At 70.6% G+C, this 22057-nt stretch carries 28 protein-coding genes and 2 tRNA genes; 14 read left to right on the forward strand and 16 right to left on the reverse strand.

Going from position 1 to position 22057, the window contains the following annotated elements; translation table 11 throughout:
• Together ACYVPE_RS28660 and ACYVPE_RS28665 are read right to left on the reverse strand one after the other, a co-directional pair.
• Positions 1-1596, reverse strand: a 1596-nt coding sequence (locus tag ACYVPE_RS28660; RefSeq protein WP_461036635.1) for a PAS domain-containing protein, incomplete at its 3' end; no start/stop codon positions are given.
• Positions 1597-1733: 137 nt separating this feature from the next.
• A complete protein-coding gene (locus tag ACYVPE_RS28665) occupies positions 1734-2228 on the reverse strand; it encodes an SSI family serine proteinase inhibitor (protein WP_461036636.1) in 495 nt (164 codons plus the stop codon).
• Between the two features lie 201 nt (positions 2229-2429).
• Between ACYVPE_RS28665 and ACYVPE_RS28670 the strand changes: the two genes are divergently transcribed.
• Positions 2430-2519, forward strand: a tRNA-Ser gene (locus ACYVPE_RS28670).
• Positions 2520-2682: 163 nt separating this feature from the next.
• Positions 2683-2755, forward strand: a tRNA-Arg gene (locus ACYVPE_RS28675).
• A 128-nt stretch (positions 2756-2883) separates the two neighbouring features.
• Here the strand turns inward: ACYVPE_RS28675 and ACYVPE_RS28680 are convergent.
• The 5 genes from ACYVPE_RS28680 to ACYVPE_RS28700 all read right to left on the reverse strand — a co-directional run bounded on the left by ACYVPE_RS28680 (position 2884) and on the right by ACYVPE_RS28700 (position 5993).
• Positions 2884-3165, reverse strand: coding sequence for a hypothetical protein (locus ACYVPE_RS28680; protein ID WP_461036637.1), 282 nt, complete (start codon positions 3163-3165; stop codon positions 2884-2886).
• Positions 3166-3260: 95 nt separating this feature from the next.
• Positions 3261-3941, reverse strand: a complete 681-nt coding sequence (locus ACYVPE_RS28685) for a phosphotransferase (protein WP_461036638.1) — start codon at positions 3939-3941, stop codon at positions 3261-3263.
• An 11-nt stretch (positions 3942-3952) separates the two neighbouring features.
• Positions 3953-4552 (reverse strand): HhH-GPD-type base excision DNA repair protein, encoded by a 600-nt coding sequence (locus ACYVPE_RS28690; RefSeq protein WP_461036639.1) that lies wholly within the window; start codon positions 4550-4552, stop codon positions 3953-3955.
• Between the two features lie 15 nt (positions 4553-4567).
• Positions 4568-5464 carry an LLM class F420-dependent oxidoreductase gene (locus ACYVPE_RS28695; protein ID WP_461036640.1) on the reverse strand — a complete coding sequence of 299 codons (897 nt, stop codon included), beginning with the start codon at positions 5462-5464 and terminating at the stop codon, positions 4568-4570.
• 28 nt (positions 5465-5492) lie between these two features.
• Positions 5493-5993 carry a QcrA and Rieske domain-containing protein gene (locus tag ACYVPE_RS28700; RefSeq protein ID WP_461036641.1) on the reverse strand — a complete coding sequence of 167 codons (501 nt, stop codon included), beginning with the start codon at positions 5991-5993 and terminating at the stop codon, positions 5493-5495.
• 265 nt (positions 5994-6258) lie between these two features.
• On the opposite strand from ACYVPE_RS28700, the gene ACYVPE_RS28705 reads away from it, so the two are divergent.
• The 3 genes from ACYVPE_RS28705 to ACYVPE_RS28715 are packed head-to-tail and all read left to right on the forward strand — an operon-like array spanning position 6259 to position 7936.
• A complete protein-coding gene (locus ACYVPE_RS28705) occupies positions 6259-6723 on the forward strand; it encodes a hypothetical protein (RefSeq protein ID WP_461036642.1) in 465 nt (154 codons plus the stop codon).
• A complete protein-coding gene (locus ACYVPE_RS28710) occupies positions 6720-7232 on the forward strand; it encodes a sigma-70 family RNA polymerase sigma factor (RefSeq protein ID WP_461036643.1) in 513 nt (170 codons plus the stop codon). Before ACYVPE_RS28705 ends, ACYVPE_RS28710 begins: the two co-directional genes overlap by 4 nt.
• Positions 7229-7936 carry an anti-sigma factor family protein gene (locus ACYVPE_RS28715; RefSeq protein ID WP_461036644.1) on the forward strand — a complete coding sequence of 236 codons (708 nt, stop codon included), beginning with the start codon at positions 7229-7231 and terminating at the stop codon, positions 7934-7936. Before ACYVPE_RS28710 ends, ACYVPE_RS28715 begins: the two co-directional genes overlap by 4 nt.
• A 94-nt stretch (positions 7937-8030) precedes the next feature.
• Here the strand turns inward: ACYVPE_RS28715 and ACYVPE_RS28720 are convergent, their stop codons facing one another.
• Positions 8031-9314 carry a lectin gene (locus ACYVPE_RS28720; RefSeq protein WP_461036645.1) on the reverse strand — a complete coding sequence of 428 codons (1284 nt, stop codon included), beginning with the start codon at positions 9312-9314 and terminating at the stop codon, positions 8031-8033.
• Positions 9315-9449: 135 nt separating this feature from the next.
• On the opposite strand from ACYVPE_RS28720, the gene ACYVPE_RS28725 reads away from it, so the two are divergent.
• Positions 9450-9665 carry a hypothetical protein gene (locus ACYVPE_RS28725; RefSeq protein ID WP_461036646.1) on the forward strand — a complete coding sequence of 72 codons (216 nt, stop codon included), beginning with the start codon at positions 9450-9452 and terminating at the stop codon, positions 9663-9665.
• A gap of 81 nt (positions 9666-9746) precedes the next feature.
• On the opposite strand, the gene ACYVPE_RS28730 is transcribed toward ACYVPE_RS28725, so the two are convergent.
• The 6 genes from ACYVPE_RS28730 to ACYVPE_RS28755 form a co-directional block, all read right to left on the reverse strand.
• Entirely contained in the window at positions 9747-10619 is an 873-nt protein-coding gene (locus tag ACYVPE_RS28730) for an RNA polymerase sigma factor SigF (protein WP_461036647.1), read from the reverse strand.
• A 221-nt stretch (positions 10620-10840) separates the two neighbouring features.
• Complete coding sequence (locus tag ACYVPE_RS28735; protein ID WP_461036648.1) at positions 10841-11623, reverse strand: SigB/SigF/SigG family RNA polymerase sigma factor; 783 nt, start codon at positions 11621-11623, stop codon at positions 10841-10843.
• 122 nt (positions 11624-11745) lie between these two features.
• Positions 11746-11916 (reverse strand): hypothetical protein, encoded by a 171-nt coding sequence (locus tag ACYVPE_RS28740; protein WP_461036649.1) that lies wholly within the window; start codon positions 11914-11916, stop codon positions 11746-11748.
• 1251 nt (positions 11917-13167) lie between these two features.
• Positions 13168-13893, reverse strand: a complete 726-nt coding sequence (locus tag ACYVPE_RS28745; protein WP_461036650.1) for a GntR family transcriptional regulator — start codon at positions 13891-13893, stop codon at positions 13168-13170.
• Between the two features lie 8 nt (positions 13894-13901).
• Positions 13902-14147 carry a hypothetical protein gene (locus tag ACYVPE_RS28750; protein ID WP_461036651.1) on the reverse strand — a complete coding sequence of 82 codons (246 nt, stop codon included), beginning with the start codon at positions 14145-14147 and terminating at the stop codon, positions 13902-13904.
• Between the two features lie 217 nt (positions 14148-14364).
• Positions 14365-14655 (reverse strand): hypothetical protein, encoded by a 291-nt coding sequence (locus ACYVPE_RS28755; protein ID WP_461036652.1) that lies wholly within the window; start codon positions 14653-14655, stop codon positions 14365-14367.
• 78 nt (positions 14656-14733) lie between these two features.
• On the opposite strand from ACYVPE_RS28755, the gene ACYVPE_RS28760 reads away from it, so the two are divergent.
• Positions 14734-15492, forward strand: a complete 759-nt coding sequence (locus ACYVPE_RS28760; RefSeq protein WP_461036653.1) for a GntR family transcriptional regulator — start codon at positions 14734-14736, stop codon at positions 15490-15492.
• A 13-nt stretch (positions 15493-15505) separates the two neighbouring features.
• Here the strand turns inward: ACYVPE_RS28760 and ACYVPE_RS28765 are convergent, their stop codons facing one another.
• Entirely contained in the window at positions 15506-16279 is a 774-nt protein-coding gene (locus tag ACYVPE_RS28765) for a glycosyltransferase family 2 protein (RefSeq protein WP_461036654.1), read from the reverse strand.
• Positions 16280-16281: 2 nt separating this feature from the next.
• On the reverse strand, positions 16282-17073 hold the full coding sequence (locus ACYVPE_RS28770; protein ID WP_461036655.1) for a GntR family transcriptional regulator: 792 nt from the start codon (positions 17071-17073) through the stop codon (positions 16282-16284).
• Positions 17074-17288: 215 nt separating this feature from the next.
• Between ACYVPE_RS28770 and ACYVPE_RS28775 the strand changes: the two genes are divergently transcribed.
• The 7 genes from ACYVPE_RS28775 (at position 17289) to ACYVPE_RS28805 (ending at position 22056) form a co-directional block, all read left to right on the forward strand.
• Positions 17289-17657 carry a hypothetical protein gene (locus ACYVPE_RS28775; RefSeq protein ID WP_461036656.1) on the forward strand — a complete coding sequence of 123 codons (369 nt, stop codon included), beginning with the start codon at positions 17289-17291 and terminating at the stop codon, positions 17655-17657.
• A gap of 91 nt (positions 17658-17748) precedes the next feature.
• Entirely contained in the window at positions 17749-17973 is a 225-nt protein-coding gene (locus ACYVPE_RS28780) for a hypothetical protein (RefSeq protein WP_461036657.1), read from the forward strand.
• An 80-nt stretch (positions 17974-18053) separates the two neighbouring features.
• Positions 18054-18248 (forward strand): hypothetical protein, encoded by a 195-nt coding sequence (locus ACYVPE_RS28785; RefSeq protein WP_461036658.1) that lies wholly within the window; start codon positions 18054-18056, stop codon positions 18246-18248.
• 14 nt (positions 18249-18262) lie between these two features.
• Positions 18263-18985 carry a DUF2637 domain-containing protein gene (locus tag ACYVPE_RS28790; RefSeq protein WP_461036659.1) on the forward strand — a complete coding sequence of 241 codons (723 nt, stop codon included), beginning with the start codon at positions 18263-18265 and terminating at the stop codon, positions 18983-18985.
• Between the two features lie 106 nt (positions 18986-19091).
• The gene (locus ACYVPE_RS28795) at positions 19092-21227 is read left to right on the forward strand and encodes a cell division protein FtsK (protein ID WP_461036660.1); all 2136 of its coding nucleotides are present in this window, start codon (positions 19092-19094) and stop codon (positions 21225-21227) included.
• A gap of 434 nt (positions 21228-21661) precedes the next feature.
• The gene (locus ACYVPE_RS28800; protein WP_461036675.1) at positions 21662-21859 is read left to right on the forward strand and encodes a hypothetical protein; all 198 of its coding nucleotides are present in this window, start codon (positions 21662-21664) and stop codon (positions 21857-21859) included.
• Positions 21856-22056 (forward strand): hypothetical protein, encoded by a 201-nt coding sequence (locus ACYVPE_RS28805; RefSeq protein WP_461036661.1) that lies wholly within the window; start codon positions 21856-21858, stop codon positions 22054-22056. Before ACYVPE_RS28800 ends, ACYVPE_RS28805 begins: the two co-directional genes overlap by 4 nt.
• The last annotated feature ends 1 nt before the right edge of the window (position 22057 follow it).

Raw genomic sequence — 22057 nt, forward strand, 5'->3', positions numbered from 1 at the left:
GCTCGCCGCCGCCGGCCGCCTGACCGGACCGCCCGTGCCGCGCGCCGGCTGCGCCGGCACCGGCATCACCGTCGTGTCACCGCTGCCGTCCCGCACCGCGCCGGCACCCGTGCCGGGCGCGAGCGTGCCGCCGCCGGCCGCCACCGGGACCTCGAGCACGTAGGCGGCCGCGCCGCCCACCTCGTGGGTCTGCAACACCCCGCCGTGCATTCGGACGATGCCCCGCACGATCGGCTCGTGCACCGGGCTGCCGCCGCCGTACGGGCCGCGCACCTCGATCCGCACCACGTCACCGCGCTGCGCCGCCGCCACCACGATCGTCGAGTCGCCGGCCGGCGCGGAGCCGGCCGCCGTCTGCCCGGTCGCGTCGACGCCGGCCACGTCCGCCACCAGGTGCGCCAGCGCCTGCGCCATCCGCTCCGGGTCGACCTCCGCCTCGATCGGCGGGGCGTGCACCGCGAACTGCGCGCGCCCCGGGCCGATCAGCTCGGTCGCGCCCTCGACGCCCGCCGACACCACCTCGTCGAGCGAGACCCGCTCGATCGACAGCTTCTCCCGGCCCTCGTCGAGCCGCTGGTAGCTCAACACGTTGTCGAGCAGCGTCGTCATCCGCGTGTAGCCGGCGGCCAGATGGTGCAGCACCTGGTTGGCCTCCGGCCACAGCTGCCCGGCCGAGTCGGAGGCCAGCGAGCCGAGCTGGCCGCGCAGTTGGTCGAGCGGGCCGCGCAGGCTGTCGCCCAGCACGGACACCAGCTGGTTGTGGCGCGCCGCCAGCGCGTCCAGGGCCCGCCGGTCGGTGAACGCCAGCACGGCGCCCACCAGTTGGTCGCCGTCCCGGACGGGCGCGGTGGTCAGGTCCACCGGCACCGCGCGGCCGTCCTTGGTCCACAACACCTGGCCGCGGACCCGGTGCTTGCGGCCCGAGGTCAGGGTGTCGTGCAGCGGCGTCTCCTCGAACGCCAGCGGGGTGCCGTCCGCCCGCGAGTGCTGCGCCAGCGGATGCAGCTCCTGCCCGCCGAGCTGACTGGCCCGATGGCCCAGGATCTGCGCGGCCGACGGGTTGACCAGCACGATCCGGCCCGACGTGTCGACCCCGATCACGCCCTCGGACGCGGCGCGCAGGATCATCTCCGTCTGCCGCTGCTGACGCACCAGTTCGGCCTCGGTGTCCAACGTCCCCGAGAGGTCGCGGATGATGAGGACCAACAGCTCCTCGCCCGAGTAGTCGTCCGCGAACGCCGCCTCTATCGCCGAAGCGTACGGCGAGTGCGCGGCGTTGAGCCCCGCGCTGGTCACCTCGACCTGGAGCTCCACGCCGTCCGTGCGCCGCGCCACCATGCGGGTGGGCTTCGTCCTGGCCGTCGGATCGTCCTCGGGGCGCCGCATCGAGCCGGGGATCCGGCGCGGGTCGAACTCCGGGACGATGTCGAGGAGTCCGCGCCCGACGAGCGGGGTGCCGGGGGCGCCCAGTGTCTCCATCGCGATGGCGTTGGCGTTGACGACGGTGCCGTTACCGTTGACGAGCAACAGCGCGTCGGGCAGCGCGTCGAGTATCGCGGCGAGGCGAGCAGCGCCTCTCGCTGGCCTGCTGCTCACGACGTCGGTTCCTCCCTCTACCCACGTGTCTGTCATGCACGTCCCGTGCGTGTCCTTAGGGGAGTCTACGGCCCGCCGCGACAGGCGCGTCGAGGCGTTACAAAGATGCTGCTCAGGCGCCTGCCCCGGCAGGCTGTTCAGCCGGCGACCTCGGGGAGCGCCGGGACCAGCGCGTCCCAGCGCGCGATCTCGCACCCGTTGGACCTGGTGAACTCCGCCGACACCGGCTCGCCCTCCCAGACCCCCTCGACGGTGGCGTGCGCCGGACCGCCGTACATGTAGGTGCACATGGTTCCCTCGTCCACCCCGTCGAACGGCTGCTCGACGTCGAGCAGCGTCTCGCAGGCCGCGTCCGCCTCCGGGTGGTCGCCGCCGGCGGGGGCGCACTCGAGGGTGCGGCTGCCGTCCGCCGTCCCGGCGTCCTCGATGGTGATCACCAACTCGTGCGACGGCACCTCGGCCCGCGCCACGGCGGGACCGACGGGCGCGGCGACGGCGCCGACCGGCGCGACGGCGGAGGCGAGCAGCGCGAGCGCGACGACGAGGACCCGGCGGGGCGTGGACGGCGTGGACGCCGTGGCGGACCGGGGCGAGAGGGACGAGAGGGACGAAGGGGACTGCGTGTGCGGCATGGCTGTGCTCCAGGAGGTGTGAGGCGGTGCGAGGTGCGGGAGGTGTGGTCGGGGTTCGATCCCACTGCTAACGCTGCCGACCCCGGACCGTTGCGCAACTCGACGCGGCGACGACACACCCGTAGGGTGGAATCCGATTGGCTGCGGCTGTTCGGGCTGTGGCATCATTTGCGAGCACGTAGCGATCGCGCTGCTGTGCGAGGAGGCTTCGCCTAGTCTGGTCTATGGCGCCGCACTGCTAATGCGGTTTGGGGTGACCCCCCATCCCGGGTTCAAATCCCGGAGCCTCCGCAGTCATCAACCAAGCCCCGGCCGTCCGGCCGGGGCTTGGCTGTTTCTGTGCTGGTGCCGCGTTTCCGCAGGTCAGAGGCTGTCGGGCGGCCTCGGGGGAACTGATTTCACCCCTGGCCCCCAGTGCTGTAATGTTGTCTCCGCACCGGCCCCCAGGGGCCAGGCGCTCGTAGCTTAACGGATAGAGCATCTGACTACGGATCAGAAGGTTGCAGGTTCGAATCCTGCCGAGCGCACAGCAGCGAAGCCCCCGCCAATCACCCGGCGGGGGCTTTTTCGTGTCCGGGGTACTCCTGGGGCGCCCAGGGCCGGGCAGCCGGGTGAACGCCTCGGGACCGTCGTCGCCCGGGGCCCGGCGCGGGGGTCAACGCGCGTTGCGTGCCCGTTGGTTGGCCTCGGCTACGCGCTGGCTGAGGGATTCGCTGGCCGAGATCGGGTGGACGTCCTCGGGGCGGGCCGTCCACTCCTGGCCGCCGCCGGGTGGGCGGAGCCAGACCGTGCCGTAGAGGTGTGCCATGACCCGGCCGACCCGGTCGCGTGAGGTGTCGCGGGCCATCGTGCCGATCTCCGGCGCGGAGGGCGGCGTCGCGGGGGACGGCGACGAGGCCGACGAGCGCGCCGACGAGGGGGACGAAATACCTGTCATGACCACACTCCGAACGCAGGTCCGGTTCCGCAGGGTCGTCTTCACACCACCACCATGCCCGAGCCGCGCGGGGTCGAAGTGTGGGCCTCTTAGTCTCAGAGCGAAATTTGAGGTTGCCGATGGAGCAGGGACGCCGCCTCGTCCACCACCGCCCGCTCGCCGGGGCGGAGCGTGGGGGTGGTGGCGCGGCGGGCGTGGGCCCGAGGCAGGTGGTCGACGATGGTGGCGGCGTCGGGGCCGAGCACGTCGAGCAGCGCGGTGAGCAGGGCGCCGGCCGGGCCGGAGATCTGGCTGTCGCCGACGGTGACCTCGGCCAGGATCATCGCCGAGACCGCCAGGTCGTAGCCCGGCGGGCCCTCGGCGGAGTCGTTCCAGTCGATCACCACCGGACCCTCCGGGGTGAGCAGCACGTTCTCCGGGTGCAGGTCGAGGTGGAGGATCCGGTCGTCGGGGTGGGCGGCCAGCCGGGGCGGCAGGGCGTGCAGCCGGCGCAGCAGGTCGGTGAGGACGCGCGCGCCGGCGGCCACCGGGGTGTCGCCGGCGAGCAGCGAGTCGAAGAGGGTCGGTCCGGCGAGCCTGTCCAGGATCAGGTCGGCGGGGGTCGGGGCGCCGGGGTGCAGGGCGGGGACCGGGTAGCCGAGCGCGGCGAGGTGGGCCATGACGGCCGCCTCGCCCGCCGTGTCCCGACCGTCGCGGTAGCGCCGCAGCACGCGGCGCTCGTCGAGGACGAACACGTCGGCCGTGCGTCCGGAACCGAGCAGCTCCCCCCGCGTCATGGCGCCGAAGCCTACGCCCCTCCCTCCGCGGCGCCCTTGGCCGCCTGCTTGGCCGCCTGCTTCGTCTCGCGGACCCTGGTCAGCGAGTCGGGCCCGGTGATGTCGGCCACCGACCGGAACGCGCCCTCCTCGCCGTAGGCGCCGGCCGCCTCGCGCCAGCCGGCCGGGGTCACCCCGAGCTGCTTGCCGAGCAGGGCCAGGAAGATCTGCGCCTTCTGCTTCCCGAAGCCGGGCAGGGCGTTGAGCCGGCGCAGCAGCTCCCGGCCGTCGTCGACGTCCCGCCACAGGGCGCCGGCGTCGCCGTCGTACTCCTCGACGAGGTACTGGCACAGCTGCTGCACCCGCCGGGACATCGAGCCCGGGTAGCGGTGCACGGCGGGCTTCCTGGCCAGCAGCTCGGCGAACTCCTCGGGGTCGCGGGCGGCGATCTCCCGGGCGTCCAGGTCGTCGCCGCCCAGCCGTTGGGCGATGGTGTAGGGGCCGGTGAAGGCCCACTCCATGGGCACCTGCTGGTCGAGCAGCATGCCGACGAGCCGGGCCAGCGGGCTGCGGCCGAGGAGCTCGTCGGCCTCGGGGCGCTGGGCGAGGCGGAGGGTGTGGGGGTGGGTCATGGGGTCATGATCCGCTCAGCGGGACGGCTGGAGCGGTAGCGCCTCGGCCAGCGTCCGGTAGGCGGCCAGCGGGAAGACGTCGTATCCCTCGGCCGGCACCACCTGGAGGGCCACGTGGTCGGCGCCCGCGGCCAGGAACTCCTCCGCCCTGGCCCGCACCGCCGCCGGGTCGCCGAGGGCGAAGACCGCGTTCAGCAGCCGGTCGCTGCCGCCTTCGGTGAAGTCCTCCGCCGCGAAGCCGAGCCGCAGCAGGTTGTTGGTGTAGTTGGGGAGCGCCAGGTAGCGCGAGAGGTAGGCGCGGGCCGTGGCGCGCGCCCGTGCCGGGTCGGGGTCGAGGACGGCCTTGAGCTCGGGGGCCAGCAGCGCCGACTCGCCGAGCGTGGCGCGGGCCTGGGCGGTGTGCTCGGCGGTGACCAGATAGGGGTGGGCGCCGGCCGAGCGGTCGCGGGAGAGTTCGAGCATCTTCGGCCCGAGCGCCGCCAGCACCCGCCGCTCCGCGGGGACGGGGCGGGGCGCGGCGTCCAGCGCGTCGAGGTACGCCCGCATCGCCGAGTACGGCTTGCGGTACTGGTCGGTCAGCGCGCCGTGGCTGACGCCGAGTCCGAGCAGGAAGCGGCCGCCGTGGGCGTCCTCGGCGTCCGCGAAGCGGGCCGCGACGTCCTCCGCCGAGTGCAGCCAGATGCTGAGGATGCCGGTGGCCACGGTGATCCGGCGGGTGGCGGCGAGCAGCGGCACGGCCTGCTCGACGCCCGGGCTGCCGCCGAGCCAGACGGCGCCGTAGCCGAGTTCGTCGAGTTCGGCCGCCGCGTCGGCGATCTCCGCGCGGCGGCCAGGCTCGTCGGACTTGAGCGCGCCGCTCCACACGCCGAAGGGGCCGAGAGCGGTCTTGAGACTGGGGATGTCAGCGTTCATGCTGGGGCAACCCGGTCGGTCGCGCGGGCTATTCCGCGACGATCTGGTCGCCGTCGATCCTCACCCCGATGGCCGGCAGCGGGTCGGGGGCCGGGCCGCCGAGCACCTCGCCGGTGGCGGCGTCGAACACGGACTGGTGGCAGGGGCAGCGCAGTTCCGCGCCCTCGGACTGCACGCTGCAGCCGGCGTGGGTGCAGATCGCGCTGAAACAGGCCACGGTGGTCTCGTCGGCGCGGAAGAGCATGGCCTCCTGGCCGTCGGGGGTGGTGGTGGGAATGGCCTCGCCCACCGGCACGTCGGCGACGGCGGCGATCGGGGTGCCGCCGCCGGCGCCCGAGCCGGCCGAGGCGTCGTCGCCCGCCTCCCCGCCCCCGGTGTCCGAGCCGGCGCCGCCGTCGGCCGACTGGCTGGGGGAGGAGTCGGCCGACGAGCTGTCGTCGTCGCTGCCGCACGCGGCCAGCGCCAGCGCCCCGGCCGAGGCGGCGGACGCGGCGAGCACGGTACGGCGGCTGTGTGAGGTCGCTTTCATACCCCAGCAAACGAGACCGCCCCCGGTTCGGTTCAACGGAGCCGCGGTGAATTACCCGAGAGGAGCGGGCCGAGTTGACGGGTAGCCGTTCGCGCGGCGGGAAGGGGCCCGTCGGGAGGCGGAGAAGTCGGGGCGAAAAGCCGGCGCACGGATTGAACCCGGGGGGCGCGCGTTTCGTGTCAGGGGCGAACGGATGCGCGAAGGTAAGCGCGGACGAGAGCGTGGGCGAGGCGTCGTGGGAGCGCGGCGGGGAAGGTGGCGAGGGATGGTCATCGACTGGCTGTCGCGACTGCTGGTCGCGGCGGGTCTGATCGGTTCGGCGTGGGTGCACTGGGTGGTCTGGGACGACTGGGCCCGCTTCATGGACGTCGTCGGGCCGCTGTTCATGGTCAACGTGATCGCGGGACCGGTGATCGCGCTCGCCGTGCTGCTCTGGCGCGGGCACTGGCTGCCCGAGCTGGCCGCGGTCGGCTTCGGGCTGGCCACGCTCGGCGCCTACGTGATGTCCCTGACGGTCGGCTTCTTCGACGTGCAGGAGCAGTTCAGGACCGACGAGGAGCTGTGGGGCGTGATCACCGAGGCCGCCTGCGTGGTCTTCGGGGGCCTGCTGCTCGCGCGCCGGTTCACCGGCCGCCGGGCCGGTGGCGGACGGCCGTCGGGTGGTCGGTCGTCGGGCGGCCACCGCGGCCGGCACCGCGGCCAGTTGCAGGGCCAGGGCGGGCAGCCGTGAGCGACGCGGCCGAGGACGAGTTGATGCGCGCGCTGCACGAGCAACACGCCGCCGCCCTCTGGTCCTTCGCCCTCCACCTCACCGGCGGCGACCGGGCCAGGGCCGAGGACGTCACCCAGGAGACGCTGTTACGCGCGTGGCGCCACCCCGGCGTGCTCGACCAGACCGCGCGCTCGGCGCGCGCCTGGCTGTTCACCGTCGCCCGGCGCATCGTCATCGACGGGTGGCGCTCGGCGGCGGCGCGCGCCGAGATCACCACCGACGAGCCCCCCGAGCTGGCCGTGCCGGACGACACGGAGCGCGCGGTGCAGGGCTGGCTGGTGGCCGACGCGCTCGCGGAGCTCTCCGAGCGTCACCGCGAGGTGCTGACTCTCTGCTACTTCCAGGGATACTCGGTGGCCGAGGCCGCCGCCCGCCTCGGGGTCGCGGAGGGAACGATCAAATCCCGGACGCACTACGCCCTTCGTGCGCTGCGCCTGGTGCTTGAGGAGAAGGGCGTGACCCGATGAACGGGGTGGGGGCAGCGGGGGTCGACCCCTTCGAGACCTGGGACGGCGCGTACGTGTTGGGCGCGCTCTCCCCACAGGACCGTGCGGACTTCGAGGCGCATCTGCGCGGTTGCGACGCGTGCGCCCAGTCGGTGAGCCAACTCGCCGGCATGCCTGGTCTGTTGAGCCAGGCCGACCCGGACGGCCTGGCGGCCGCCGGCGTCGAGCCGGCCGCGCCCGACCTGCTGCCTGGGCTGCTGTCCCGGGTGGCGCGGGAGCGCCGCCGGCGGTTCGCGACCACGATCGCCACGGCCGTGCTCGCCCTGGCGGCCTGCCTGGCGCTGCTGTTCTCCGCGGTGTTCGCGGGCGGCGGCGACGGCACGGACGGCGAGGGCGGCCAGGACGGCGGCCCGCCGGTGGTGGCCGGCGCCCGGATGACGCCGATGGGCGACTGGCCGGTGCGGGCCGACGTCTCGCTCTCGGAGGCCGACTGGGGCACCCGGGTGGAGATGGAGTGCCAGTACGGCAGCGGCGAGGGCGGCGAGTACACGCTGGTCGCGGTCGGCCGGGACGGCGAGGCGGCCGAGCTGGCCAGCTGGGTGGCGCTGCCGGAGAACACCGCCACGATGACGGTCGGCACCGCGATGGCGCGCGCCGACATCGAGTGGCTGGAGGTGCGGGCACCCTCCGGCGTGCCGGTGCTGCGACTCGCCGTCGGGCCCTAGCGGGCCCGAGCTCCGGCGACGGGTCGGCGACGCGGACGTCCGCCTCGCCGACCCGTCGCCGTGACTCCCAGCGGAGCGGCACGGCGTCACGACATCACGGCGCCGACCACTTCTGGTTGGCCGTGCCGGCGCAGGTCCACAGCTGGAGCCGGGTGCCGTTGGCCGCGTTGTTGTCCGTCACGTCGAGGCACTTGTCGGCCCGTGGGTTGACGATGTCACGGGCGGCCGTGACCACCCACTGCTGGTTGGGGCCGCCGTGGCAGTCCCAGAGTTGGAGTCTGGCGCCGTCCCCGGTGGCGTTCTCGGCCACGTCGAGGCACTTGCCGAGGGCGCGCAGCGTGCCGTCGCCGGCCACCGTCCAGGACTGCGCCGCCGTGCCGTTGCAGTCGTACAGCTGGATCGGGGTGCCGTTCGCGCTGTTGGCTTCCGCGACGTCAAGGCACTTGCCGGCCAGGCCGGAGATCTGGCCGGTTCTGGCCCCTGAGTCGGCCGTGCTGACCCGGACGTAGTCGACGACCAGCTGCTGCGGGAAGACGGTGCTGCCGTCCGGGTCGCCCGGCCAGTAGCCGCCGACCGCCAGGTTGAGGATCAGGAAGAACGGCTTGTCGAAGACCCAGGGGTCGCCGCCGAGGTCGGCCGGGGTGCGGGTCTGGTACACCTGCCCGTCGACCGACCAACTGATCCGGCCCGGCGCCCAGTCGACCGCGAAGGTGTGGAAGCCGTCGGCGAAGGCCTGGCCGCCTGGCAGGCTGTAGGCGGCGCCGATGCCCTCGCTCCCCGAGTAGCCGGGGCCGTGCAGCGTGCCGTGCACGGTGCCCGGCTCGAAGCCGACGTTCTCCATCACGTCGATCTCGCCGCTGGCCGGCCAGCCGATCTGGCCGATGTCGTTGCCCAGCATCCAGAACGCGGGCCACATGCCCTGCCCGCGCGGCACCCGGAGCCTGGCCTCGACGCGGCCGTACTGGGTGGTGAACCGCCCCGCGGTGTTGAGGCGGGCCGAGGTGTACTCGCAACGGCCGTACCAGCAGTTGTAGTTGTTGGGGTTCTCGCGGCGGGCGGTGATCACCAGGTTGCCCTGGCCGTCCAGCGCGGCGTTGGCGTTGCCCGGCGTGTAGTACTGCCGCTCGTGGTTGTTGACGTTGTCGCCGGTCTCCAACTGCCAGCGGGCGCCGTTGACGGCCGATCCGGCCGGCCCGTCGAAGGTGTCCTCGAAGACCACGGCCAGCGGGGCCGGCGCCGCGGTGGCGCGCGGCGCGTCGTCGGCGGCGACGGTGGCGGCACCGGTGGGGGCCTGGAGCAGGGTGCCGGCCAGGGCGAGTAAGACGGCGCCGGTGAGCAGACGCCTGAGGTGTGGGGGTGAGAAACGACTCATGTGCATGACATTTAGCGCTTGGCGTAGACCAATTCAAGGTCTCGGTACGAACCGGGCTCCGGCCGGACTCCGGCCCGGCTCCCCCGGGCTGAGCGGACCGGGCTGTTCCGCTCCGCGACGAGTTCGCTAGGGTCGGCAGACATGGCTCACAACCCCCAAGCGCCGCAGGGCCCCAACCAACCGGACCCGGCCGGCAGCACCCAGATGTTCCAGGCGTTCGTCAACGACGGCGGGCCGGCACGGCAGCAGTCGACGCCCGCGGCGCCGCAGTCCTCCGGGCCGAGAATCGGCGTCATCCTGGGCGTGGCGGTGGCGATCACCGTGCTCGCCGTGGTGGCCTGGCTGGCGCTCGGCTGACGCCCGACCGAGAACCTCGGCGCGGGGCCCTCGCCTCGCGCCGACTCCCGGACCGGCGGCCGACCGCCGGTCCGGGCCTCCTCACTCCTCAGCCGTCAGGCCCTCGCGCAGCTGCGCCAGGGTGCGGGTCAGCAGCCGGGAGACGTGCATCTGCGAGATGCCGACCTCCTCGCCGATCTGGGACTGCGTCATGTTCCCGAAGAAACGCAGCATGATGATGCGCCGCTCCCTGGCCGGCAGCCTGGCCAGCAGCGGCTTGAGGGACTCGCGGTACTCCACGCCCTCCAGCGCGGTGTCCTCGTAGCCGAGACGGTCGGCGAGCGAACCCTCGCCACCGTCCTCCTCGGGCGAGGGGGAGTCGAGCGAACTGGCCGTGTAGGCGTTGCCCACGGCGAGCCCGTCGACGACCTCCTCCTCGGAGACGCCGAGGCAGACCGCCAACTCGGGAACGGTCGGCGACCTGTCGAGACGCTGGGACAGCTCGTCGCTCGCCTTGGTGAGGGCGAGCCGCAGCTCCTGGAGCCGGCGCGGCACCCGCACCGACCACGACGTGTCACGGAAGAACCGTTTGATCTCCCCGACCACGGTGGGCATCGCGAACGTCGGGAACTCGACGCCGCGTTCGCAGTCGAACCGGTCGATCGCCTTGATCAGGCCGATGGTGCCGACCTGGACGATGTCCTCCATCGGCTCGTTCCTGCTGCGGAACCGCGCCGCCGCGTACCGCACCAGCGGCAGGTTGAGCTCGATCAGGGTGTCGCGGACGTAGACGCGCTCCGGGCTGTCGGCCTCGAGCGTGGCGAGCCGCTGGAAGAGGGAGCGGGAGAGGGTGCGGGTATCGAGGTTGTCGGTCTCCGCGGGAGCATCGTGCGGCACCGAGGGTACGTGCGGCGCGGGAACATGCGGCGTGCCGGTCGTGGTCAGCACCTTGGAGCTGCCCAGTTCTACGGACATGCCACCCCCTTAGGTCGTGGACGGGTCGCGGCGGCGCGCTGACGGTGACACTCCGACGAGAGAAACGCGCCCTCGTGTGGATACCGGTTCCGCAGCCGCGGCAAACGCGGTTTCCACAGAATGTCACAGGTCGTCAACGCGACGTAGCTTCATGTCGATAAAACGGCACAGCTGATGTGGGAGTTCCCGGAGTTGGGTCCGAGTTGGGTCCTCCGTGCGACTTAGCTCTCGATCGGATTTGCGGAGCGGAGCCGGGTGAAGCTGCGCGACAGCAACCGGGAGACGTGCATCTGCGACATCCCCAACTCCGCGCTGATCTGCGACTGCGTCAGGTTCCGGTAATAGCGCATCAGCAGGATCCGCTGCTCCCGCTCGGGGAGTTGGACCAGGAGGTGCCGCACCAGCGCCCGGTGCTCGACGTCCGCGAGCCCCGGATCCTCGTAGCCGAGCCGGTCGATCGGGCCCTGCCCGCCGTCCTCCCGCTCCTTGGCCGCCTCCAGCGACGACACCCGGTAGGCGCGGCCCGCGTCCATGCTGGCGAGCACGTCCTCCTCCGGGATCCGCAGCCGCTCGGCGATCTCGGCCGGCGTCGGATGCCGCTCCAGCGCCACCGTCAGGTCCTCGGCCGCCGTCCGCACCTGCGCCCACAGTTCGTGCAGCCGCCGCGGCACGTGGACCGTCCGCACGCTGTCCCGGAAGTACCGCCGGATCTCGCCGATGATCGTGGGCATGGCGAAGGTGGCGAACTGCACGCCGCGCTCCAGGTCGAAGCGGTCGATGGCGTGGATCAGGCCGATGGTGCCGACCTGGACGATGTCCTCCATCGGCTCGTTGCGGCTACGGAAGCGCACCGCCACGAAGCGGACCAGCGGCAGGTTGGCCTCGATCAGCGCCCCCCTGACCCTGGCGTGCTCGGCGGTCCCTGGCTCCAGGGCCGTGAGCCGCTCGAAGAGCGCCTGCGTCAACGCACGCGCCTTCGCGCCCCGGGTCCCCGTCGCCGCCACCTGCCGACCACCCCTTACGGTGCACTAGCCGCGCTCGCCACAATTGGTACAAGGGCGGTCATAGCATCACAAGACATGTCCACTGTGTGCAAGCACCGGGGAGCACCGTGTTAGGGCCCGTCCTAGGGGAGCGAGCCGGTGACCAGATCGCCGACCCCCTCCGCCGCCTCCGCGACCGCGGTGAACGCCAGCTCGGCGAAGTCGGCCGACCTGCTCGGGTAGCTGACGACGGCGTAGAACACCAGCACGCTCAGCAGGAACAGCGCACCCCTGCGTGCCTGCGCCATGCTCATGATCGGCCTCCCGCCTCCGGTGGCGACGTCCTCGGGTGGCGACGTCCGAGACGGAACATATCCGATGCCGGCGGCCGACGCCCGGACACCGGCACCGGGCCGGGGCCCGGCCGCGAGAACGCCTGAGGGGCGGGCCCGGTGGGCCCGCCCCTCAGGGTGGTGAATCAGAGCGGTAGCGGAGGGATTTGAACCCTCGGTGGAGTTGCCCCCACACTCGCTTTCGAGGTCTGCTCCCACCTCTCCGTGGTCGGTCCGCGACCGTTCAGGACCGTTCGGACCTGGCGATCCGCGCTGCGGCTGGCCGCCACCGAACGGCGCCGGACGCGGGTGAATGAGACGGAAACTGAGACGGACGGTGGACGGCCGAGGCCGTTTGGCTGGAACACCCCCGGGGGGTGGACGCGCACGTCAGAAGGTGCCCCACCCCATCCGGCACCGGACGACCGGACAGGTGGGACAGCGCGAGTGTTGCAGCCTCCTTGCTCACCGATGTCAGTCGCCGAAGGCCGAACTGGTCAGCGCCGCAATAGACCGCCCTGGTGAAGCTCGGAATGATCCGCCGGAAGTCGGCGGTACCGCGATTCCACGACCCGGATCCGGCCGCCGGTCGGCTCGGACAGCTGCGCCATCTGCACCACCCAACCGAGAACAGGCTGATGCGCAGGTCAGACCGGGTTCCCTCGCGAAGACTGAGGCTGGGTGCTCAACGAACAGCCGAGAAGTTCGTTGCAGGTCCGGCCTGAACGCTCAGACAAACCTCAAGGGCCTACGGGGCCCGGGCGCGGGCCCGTAAACTGACATTGCTGCACCACCCTCCCCACTCAGCTCCCGGTCTCACTGGCCGGGCCCCGCCAGGTGGTGGGGAATCGCCCCGTCTTCGTGGCGGGACGAATGGGGAAGGGAGGTGCGGTGATGGCACGGAGGAAGCGCCGACAGCGCCACAACAGCGAGCGGTCCTTATGGGCTGATGTTGTGGTGGCTGCCAGTTCGGTAGTTGGTGCCATCGCAAGGTGGTTTGACGCTCTGATGCGCTGAGCTGCGTCTGGTCGGCAAGGCCGAGGCTTGTTGAACGGGCCCGGCCGATCTCTGCCCGACCGGGCCCGCTCATTACCTTGCGGGTCTGGGTCTCGGCTTCGGGCGGCTCCGGAGCCGAGACCCTGCCTCTTCCGCAAGCACTCAGCGTGGGGCTATAAAGCTTTGTACCAAGGTTACCCTACGCACCAACGCGTTGGCAGCGGTGAATGGCTTGCGTCAGTGCGCCGAGACCGTCTGGTCCATCGTGTAGACCGCTTCGGTCCGGTCCCCAGACAGGGTCATGAAGGCCACTTCCACCACTCGGCCGGTCGCGTCCGTCGACGTCCGTTCGATGACGAGTACGGACACGCCGATGGAGATTCCCAGCGTCTCCGCTTCGTCTGCTGTAGGTGGGCGGGCGGTGATGCGCTCCACGGTTCGGTCGAGTTGGACACCAGCCTTGGCGAGCCGTGCGCGGAGATCGTAGGACCAGGGCCAGGCGCCCGAGGCCGTGACCGGTGAATCCGCGGTGGCCAGGTCCCGAGGCACGTACCCGTGCACGATGCTGTGCGGCGTGCTGCCACGTTGCTGAATGACGTAGACGCTTTCGGTGACGGGGGTTCCCTCCGGCACCGCCATGAGCTGTGCGACGTCGCCCCGGGCATCCGTCTCGTACGTGGCAACACTCGTCTCGATGCTGCCTACGGCCCATCGATCCGGGGAGAGATCCGCGCTGGAGTACGTGACCCGGGGCTGAGGAGCACGAACGAACGTGCCGCGTCCGTGCTGCCGGTCAACAAGGCCCTCGGCCTGGAGGACGCCGATGGCTTGGCGAATCGTGGGGAGTCCGACCTCGTAGCGCTGGCTGAGCGCCGTCTCGGTCGGCAGGCGGTCGCCCGCGCCGTACTTGCCGCTCTGGATCTGAAGACGGAGGTGGTTGGCGATCTTCTGGTAACGGGACATCGACCCGCTCACCGTCCCTTCGGCTGGCGGTACGGCCGCCTCAGGGCCGTGTTCGGCTGGAGGCGTTCGACGGATAGGTAGGTCGACGGGAGCATGGTGAACGTCTCGCCGGATTCGAACACCAGCCGTTTGGCCCTGCCGGGAAGCGCGATCATGTCGCACACCCGGAGTTCGCGGCCGCCGATGGTGACGACGTCGGCGACCATGACGGTGTCGGCGTCGACGTCCACCGAAACGACGACTCGATAGTTCATGCGCGGCCTCCGCTCAGACGCGAGGCACACGGCGGGCAGACGACGATGGACCGCTTGGGCTTGCAGCCGCTCGCCGAGATGCGAACGACCCTCGGCTCTTCCGTGTTGCTCAGGCAGTGGCCGCACAGGTGGAACACGTGGCCGTAGCGGCCACCCGATCGCGGCAGCAGGATGCGCACTGCCCAGGAGGCGGCACGCTCGATAGGCTCGATCACTGTCATTGGCTCCCTGATGCTGGTGGCGATGCCCCCGCGCGGCGTAGGGCGCCGTTGCGGGGGCTTTCGTTGACGGCGGCCCACGCGATGCGGCGGCCGTCGACGCCGTCCAGACCGAACCGGTCGCCCCGTTCGAGCGCGACTAAAAGTGCGCGCCAGCGCTCCGGCACGACCGACTCCGGTACGTCCGTCTCGATCCGGATGTGGGTCTGGTGGCGGGTTATGCGAGGTGCGAATCCCCAGGCGGTGAGGCGTGCTGCGATGTCCTGCGCGCGCGAGGCGGGTGCGTGCACGGGGTGCCCTCCATCACTGTGGATCACATACGGTGAAGCTAGTTAACTAGATTAGAGCTAGTGCACTAGATTTGCCATATGCCTGAGCAGCCGCCCTATCTCCGCGTAGCCGACGCGCTCCGGCAACGTGTCGCCGAAGGTGAGTGGTCCCCTGGGGACCGCCTTCCGTCGCGCACGGTGCTGTCTGATGAGTACGGCGTCGGCGATAACGTCGTCAGGCGTGCCCAGGAGCATCTGATCTCACAGGGGCTCTTGGAAGGCCGAGCCGGCTCCGGCACCTACGTGGCCGAGCCGCGCGAACGGGTCCGGATGGTTCGGTCGTTCAGCCGCGAACATCGGGGCGGCTCACCGTTCCGTGCGGACATGGACGCCCTCGGCAAGGCGGCTACCTGGGAGCACCGCACGGAGGCGAAGGTGCCCGCGCCCGCAGCGATCGCGGCGCGGCTCGGGATCGGGGCCGGCGACCTGGCGGTACGCACCGAGTACGAGTTCATGGCGGACGGGAAGCCGGTGCAGCTCTCCACGAGCTGGGAGCCCTACGCGATCACGGCCGGCAGCATCGTGGTGCTGCCCGAGGGTGGGCCGTTCGCGGGCAAGGGTGTTGTGGAGCGCATGGCCGCCATCAACATCGTGGTCAGCCATGCCGTGGAACAGCCGGAACCGCGCCAGGCGACGGCCGAGGAGGCGAACCTCCTCGGCGTGCAGCGCGGTTCCCTGGTGACACATATCGTGCGGACCTATTACGCCGTTGACGGCCGTCCGGTCGAGACGGCCGACATCATCGTTCCGGTTTCCCGCTGTGAAATCGTCTACGAATTTCCCATCGACAGGCCGTAGACATAGGTGGACGTTAGCCGGAGACCTTCGAGGCGGCCCCGGTGAAACGCCACTGGGTGAGTTCAGCCAGCGCAAGCGCCCGGGTCTCCGCTACGGACGCACGCGCTTCACGTTCTTCGCCGTCGGAGTGCGCTGCCTGACCGGTGCTCTGTCCCGGCCACTTGCGGTACAGCAATCCTGCTTCTCGAATGAACCAACCGCGGCTGACGGCGTTGAGTGCCAGAAGTAGCCCCGTGTCCTCTGACGCTGGCAACGCCATCCACCCGCCCAGGGCGAAAATGAGTTCGCGCCGCATGCAGAGCGAACCCGGGATGACCGGGGGAATGTAGTTGCGCGCTTTCCATTGGGGCAAAATCGAGCCTTGCTCAATCGGCCCGCCCGGCGGGTCGTCGAAGGCGACGGTGGAGCCATCGGGGAGTAGATCGAGGGCGCTTGAGGTGGTCCAGCCGATATCCGGATTCTCCAGGAGTATGGCCAGGTCCCGAGCCAGGGTGCCCGGGGGCAGGATGTCGTCCGAGTCCAGGACCTTGATGAACTCCCCGGCGGCGCGTGAGAGTCCCAAGGTCCGAGCCACCGCAGCGCCACCACGCCTACCTTGAGCGAAGCTGATGCGCGGGTCGTCCGGCACGAACTCCGACACGGCGTCCGTGGTGCCGTCTTCCTGGATGACCCACTGCCAGGCCCAGCCGTCCGGCAACTCTTGCTCACAGAGCGATCGATAGGCGTCGGCAAGGAAATGAGCACTCGGTCCGTGGACGGCGGTGATGACAGAGATGATGCGTGTCATGGTCACCACCGCGCCAGGGGGGTGACGAACGTCAACTCGGTGCGGTCGCCCGGCAATATCACGTCAGCGACTTCAACGACTCGGCCCGTCACGTCGATGCACATCTTGCGCAGCTCCATCACGGCCATGCCTGGTGACATACCCAATGCCTTGGCCTCTTCCTGGGTTGGTGGCCGAGCGGCGGTAATCCGCTCGATAACACGGTCGATCTCGATACCGACTGTGAGCAACTGATTCTGTGTTCCGCCGGGCCACGGCTCCTTTGTCTCGTCCAGAAGATCGGGATTCTTCTCGACGTGTTCCCGGACGAGATAGGAATGGGAGACATTGAAGGGTGCTGGTTCCTTCTCGTATCGCGTCTGGTAGACGCGTTCCAGCAACCGGGTTCCCACAGGCACGTCAAAGGCCGACGCCAGATCCTCGTTCGCGTCTCGCTCGCGGAACTTGGCGCTGAATACGAGTTCGTGGACGGTCAGCCCCGTGTCGTGCTCGGTGGCTCCGGTCTGCTCGCGCTCAGCTAGCGATTCCTGGGCGCGGTCCTTCTCCCACTGATGCCGTTCGTTGGTCCGGTGCACGACCTGCCTGGGCACGCGAACGAACGTGCCGCGTCCGTGCTGCTTGTCGATCAGCCCTTCGGTGAGCAGCACGTCGAGAGCCTGCCGAACGGTGGGCATGCCCTTCCGGTAGCTCTGCTTCAGCTCCTCTTCCGAGGGGAGACGGTCACCGGGTCGCCACGTGCCGGCTTGGATCTGCTGCCGCAGATCGTCGGCGATCTCCTCGTATGCCTTGGGCATTGCTGCTCACCTTCCTCATCAGCACCCGCCGTACTGGCTGTGCGCGGCTCCTCGCGTGGGTGGGCGGGCACGTCTCAGGATAAGTCCTCAAGAGGACTTGACGACCTCTTGTGCGGGACGTCATAGTCTTCGACAACTCCTCAAGAGGAGTTGAGGACTTGACCTCTTGAGGAAGCAAGTCCCGTGCTGCTCAGTCGTCTTCAAGGGGGAGTCCCATGCGCATCTCGATCGGTGACGTGGTCCGGATCAAGAGTGACCAGACCCTCGGCACGGTGGTGAGCATCACCACCGTGGGCAGGGGCGCCATCGTTCACCTGCACACCAACGGCCTCGGCTCGCGAGTGGTCGCGCCGCAGAACCTTGAGCACGTCGCCAGGGCCTACAAGCCCATGACCGCCGGTCGGAGCATCGCCACCCTGGCCTTCCTGGTGATCGGCCTGGTCATCGCGGTTCTTACCGCGCGGTCCGTGAACGGGCTCGGGGCCGGTCTCCCGCTGACCGTGTTCGTCGCCATGGCGTCCGGGGTGACGGTCGCGAACGTCCTCACCGAGCTGTTCAACCGCCCCCGCGCGCTCCGGCTCTGACGCTCAACCCGGGCCGGCGGCACTCCCGCCAAGGTCTCCCGCCGGTCCGGTTCCCGCCCTTCCTTCACCACCACCTGATCAGGAGTGATCAATGCTGTCGCTCTTCGAGGAACTGTTCCTGGGGCCCCTCGGCCCGGAACCGGCCGATGACCGCCAGGCGCGCATCGCGGCGGCCCATGACGTGCTGGCCGACCTGCGCGAGTTGGCCGAGGACGACGAGATCAGCGCGGCGAACGTGGCCTACGCCGAGGCGCTGACCCGTGCGGTTCGGTTGCGCCCGCGCCCCCGCCGGCAGGCGCTGCGAGGTGCGGCATGAGGAACGCGCCGCGTTCGTTGGGCCGTTGCGCTGCGGCTCACCCGGATGACCCGACCCGTTGTGAGGGTGCGGGGGATGCGGTGCGGATCGTGGATCAGCACGGCACTTCGGTTCTCGCCTGCGTCCACCACGGCGCCCGCCTCTACGCCTCGATCATCCGGCCGCGCGTCTACCCGATGCCCGGCAGCAACGGCGTGGCCATCGAGGTCTACAACCGCGCCCAGACCCTCCCCCCGTTCTGCTGGACGACCGAGAACGGCGGTGGCGCTCGATGAACGGTCTGAAACGCATGGATCGCCGCACCGCCGACCTGGTCATCGTGTCGGGCGCCGGAGTCGTGATCGTGGCGCTCACGGCCGCCGCGTTCTGGCTCTCGTACGCGCACCTGGCCGAGATCGCCATGGAACACGGGCTGACCGGCGCCCGTGCTTGGGCCTGGCCTGGGTGCCTGGACGCGTTCGTGGTCGCTGGCGAACTCCTCATGTTGCGGGCCGCGTTGCAGCGTCGTACGGACTGGTGGGCGATCGCGCTGACCGTGGTGGGTTCCGGCGGGTCGATCGCGCTGAACGTGGTCGGGGTGGGCGGTGGGGCCACAGCGCTTGACTACGTGGTGGCCGGAGTTCCGCCCACTGCTGCCTTGCTCGCCTTTGGGGCGCTGATGCGCCAGGTGCACCGTTGGTTGGCCCACATCCCCGCGACACCGACCGCCGTCCGATCGGACGAGTTGGTGATCTGCGATGGCGGTGGTCTTGGTGTGCCTCCGTTGCCACGGAAGCCCAGGAAGCCGCAGAAGCCGGCCGGACAGGCCAAGCCTCGGCGGTCGGATGACGAACTCCTCGCCAAGGCCCGTGAGACCACCGCTGATTGGCCGGTCCGGCGGATCACCGCCGACGCGCTCCGTGCGGCCATGCGGGTCGGACCGCCCCGGGCCCGCGCGCTGCGGGATGCGCTGCGGGCCGAGCGAGCCAAGGACCCACTTCCCGACTCGGAGCCGATCGGCGCAGTGAGCTGACCGTCCGATCCGATCCACAGCAACACCCCCCGGGGCCCGGTCACGACCGACCAAAGCAGCGGCCGGGCCCCGGTTCGTCCCTCATCCATGAGAAGGGGAACCGTCAGTGAATCACGAGGACGAGAACGAACTCTTCGCCCGACTCGAAGCCGAACTGAACGACGGGCCGACCGGCCCCGACGATCGGCCGATCGAGTCGGCCGATCCGACTCAGGTCGTCATGGTCGACGGCCCCGAGTCGGATCGGTCCGGAGTCTGGGAGCGAATCCGCCGGGCACGGCGGCGCGCGATCATTCCCGCCTGGGCCAAGTCGCGAACTGAACTGTTCGCGGCGGCCCGGTGGTTGGCTGGGTACAGCGGCCACATCACCGGCTACCACGCCGTTCGTAGCCCGATTTACGCTGCCCGCCTCGGACTTCGCTCCCCGGCGGGCCTGGCCAAGCTCATCGGATCCTTCGGCCGTTGGCTGAGGGACGCCGAGGGCGGGCCGGTCCGAGCGGCGGCCGTCCGGGCCGAGAACGCGGCCGAGTACCTTCGGCTCTCGCAGCAGCGGGACGCGCGTGTCAGGGCCCGAGCCCTGCTGTCCGTACTCGGCTCGATCACCGGGATCGGATCCGCGGTGGCGCTCTGGGTGCTGGCCCCGACCTGGCTCACCGCAGCGGCCGGAGCGGCGGCTACCTTCGCTCTTGGCTGGTACGGGGCGCCCGCCGACGCCCCGCTGATCCACCGGGCCGTCGAGCGTCCCCGGGCCGACAAGCTCACGTCCGACATGGTGCTCAGGGCCCTTGGGTCCCTCGGCATCAGCGCCATCAACCAGGCCCAGGCCAAAGGCCGTGACGGGCTGGCGTTCGTCGCCCCGATCACCCGTGACGGTCCCGGATGGCGGGCCGAGGGTGACCTCCCCTTCGGCGTCACGGCGGTGGACGTCATCGACCGCCGGGAGCGGCTGGCGTCCGGTCTCCGCCGCCCACTGGGGTGCGTATGGCCTGAGGGAGTGCCGGAGGAGCACACCGGCCGCCTGGTGCTCTGGGTCGGGGATCAGGACATGTCCAAGGCGAAGCAACCGGCCTGGCCGCTCGCCAAGACGGGACAGGTGAACCTCTTCAAGCCGGTGGCCTGGGCGACTGACCAGCGCGGCCGGTGGGTCGACCTGACGTTGATGTACATCGCGGGCATCATCGGCGCGATTCCGCGCATGGGTAAGACGTTCCTGCTGCGCTTGCTGCTGCTCATCGCCGGGTTGGACCCGCGCGCCGAGCTGCACACCTTCGACCTCAAGGGCACCGGCGACCTTGACCCGGTCGGCGATCGAGTCTCGTACCGGCACCGAGCCGGAGACGACGAAGACGACATCGCGTACATCCTGGCCGACCTCCGCGAGGTGCGCGCCGAGATGCGGCGGCGGACGAAGGTGATCCGGAACCTGCCCCGGGATCTGTGCCCCGAGTCCAAAGTCACCAGCGAACTGGCCGACAAGAAGGAGCTTGGGCTCCACCCGATCGTGATCGGCGTGGACGAGTGCCAGGTGCTGTTCGAACACTCCAAGCATGGCGCCGAGTTCGAAGAGATCTGCACCGACCTGGTGAAGCGCGGCCCGGCCACCGGCATTGTGCTGCTGCTCGCCACGCAGCGGCCGGACGCCAAGTCGTTGCCCACGGGGATCAGCGCCAATGCCTCCGCCCGGTTCTGCCTCAAGGTCATGAGCCAGATCGAGAACGACATGATCCTTGGCACGTCGGCCTACAAGCGCGGCGTCCGCGCCACCATGTTCGCCTGGGCCGACAAGGGCATCGCCTACTTCCTCGGCGAGGGGGCCGACGCCCGGATCGTGCGTGCCGTGTTCATCGACGCCGTGATGGCGGACCGCGTCGCGCTGCGCGCCCGCGCCCTGCGCGTGCTCGCCGGAACGCTGGCGGGGCACGCGGCCGGCGAGGCGGCCGAGCCGGAGACCGGGCCTGGCTATGACCTGTTGGCCGACATCCTCGCCGTGGTGCCGGCGGCCGAGCCGAAGCTGTGGAACGAAACGGTGGTCGGCCGCCTGGCCGTGCTGCGTCCGGACGTCTACGCCGAGTGGGGCCCGGAGCAACTGACCGCCGCCCTCAAACCGTTCGGCATCAGCACCGGCCAGGTGTGGGGGAAGGTCGACGACCGCGACCGGAAGGGCGCCAACCGGCGAGGCATCAAGCGCGCTGACATCACCGCCGTCATCGCTCACCGTGATGGAAATCGGGACGCGGCATAGCCGATCACAGCCGCTAGACCTAGCGGCCAATCCTGCTAGGTCTAGCGCCGCCGCTAGCACGTCAAACCGTCGCTGATCAGGGCGCTAGTCGCTAGCACCCGCCCCGGGGCCACACCCGGAAACCCCTTGGAAGGGTATCGATGCCCCTCACCGCGAACGCTAGCCTTGCTCTCCTTCTCGTCACCCTCGGTTATTTCGCCCTCTGTGCGGTCAGCCCGTTCGGCCGCTGCCGCAAGTGCGAGGGGATCGGTTTCCGGCTCACCACGACGCGCGCCGGACGGCCCAGGCGCGGCCGTGACTGCCGCCGCTGCAAGGGCGTCGGGCTCCGGATCCGCACTGGCCGACGCGTGCTGAACCACCTCGACCGCATCCGCCGGAACGCCAACCGCTGACCGGCCCTTCCCACCTCACCATGGAGGCAGCACGTGATCACCATGTCCCTGGTCGTCGTCTTCGGCGTCCTGGTCGGCTTCCTGCTGAAGTTCCGCGCCCTGGGCATCGGCGGATTTCTGGCCGCCGCACTCTTCGGCTTCTACCTGGCCCAGACCGGAGCGGCGGACACCATCAACGACGTGACCCGCGCCGTGGTCGACGCCGTGTCGTCTATCGGCTCCACCGGTGGCGAGTCTTGAGCGACCGCATCGCGCTCATGGCCGCCGCCGAACTCCGGGACGCCCTTGACGCCCATCTGCGGGGCGACGTCGTCACGGCCACCGCCGCTCTGATGAACATCGACGCCGAGTCCTGGGCCGCGATCGAACGGCGCCTGGCGCTGCTCGGCGGCAGCCTCGCCGAGCTCCTGGCCGTGGTCGCAGAACAGCGCCACTGAG

The sequence above is a fragment of the Streptomyces mayteni genome (assembly GCF_054783955.1).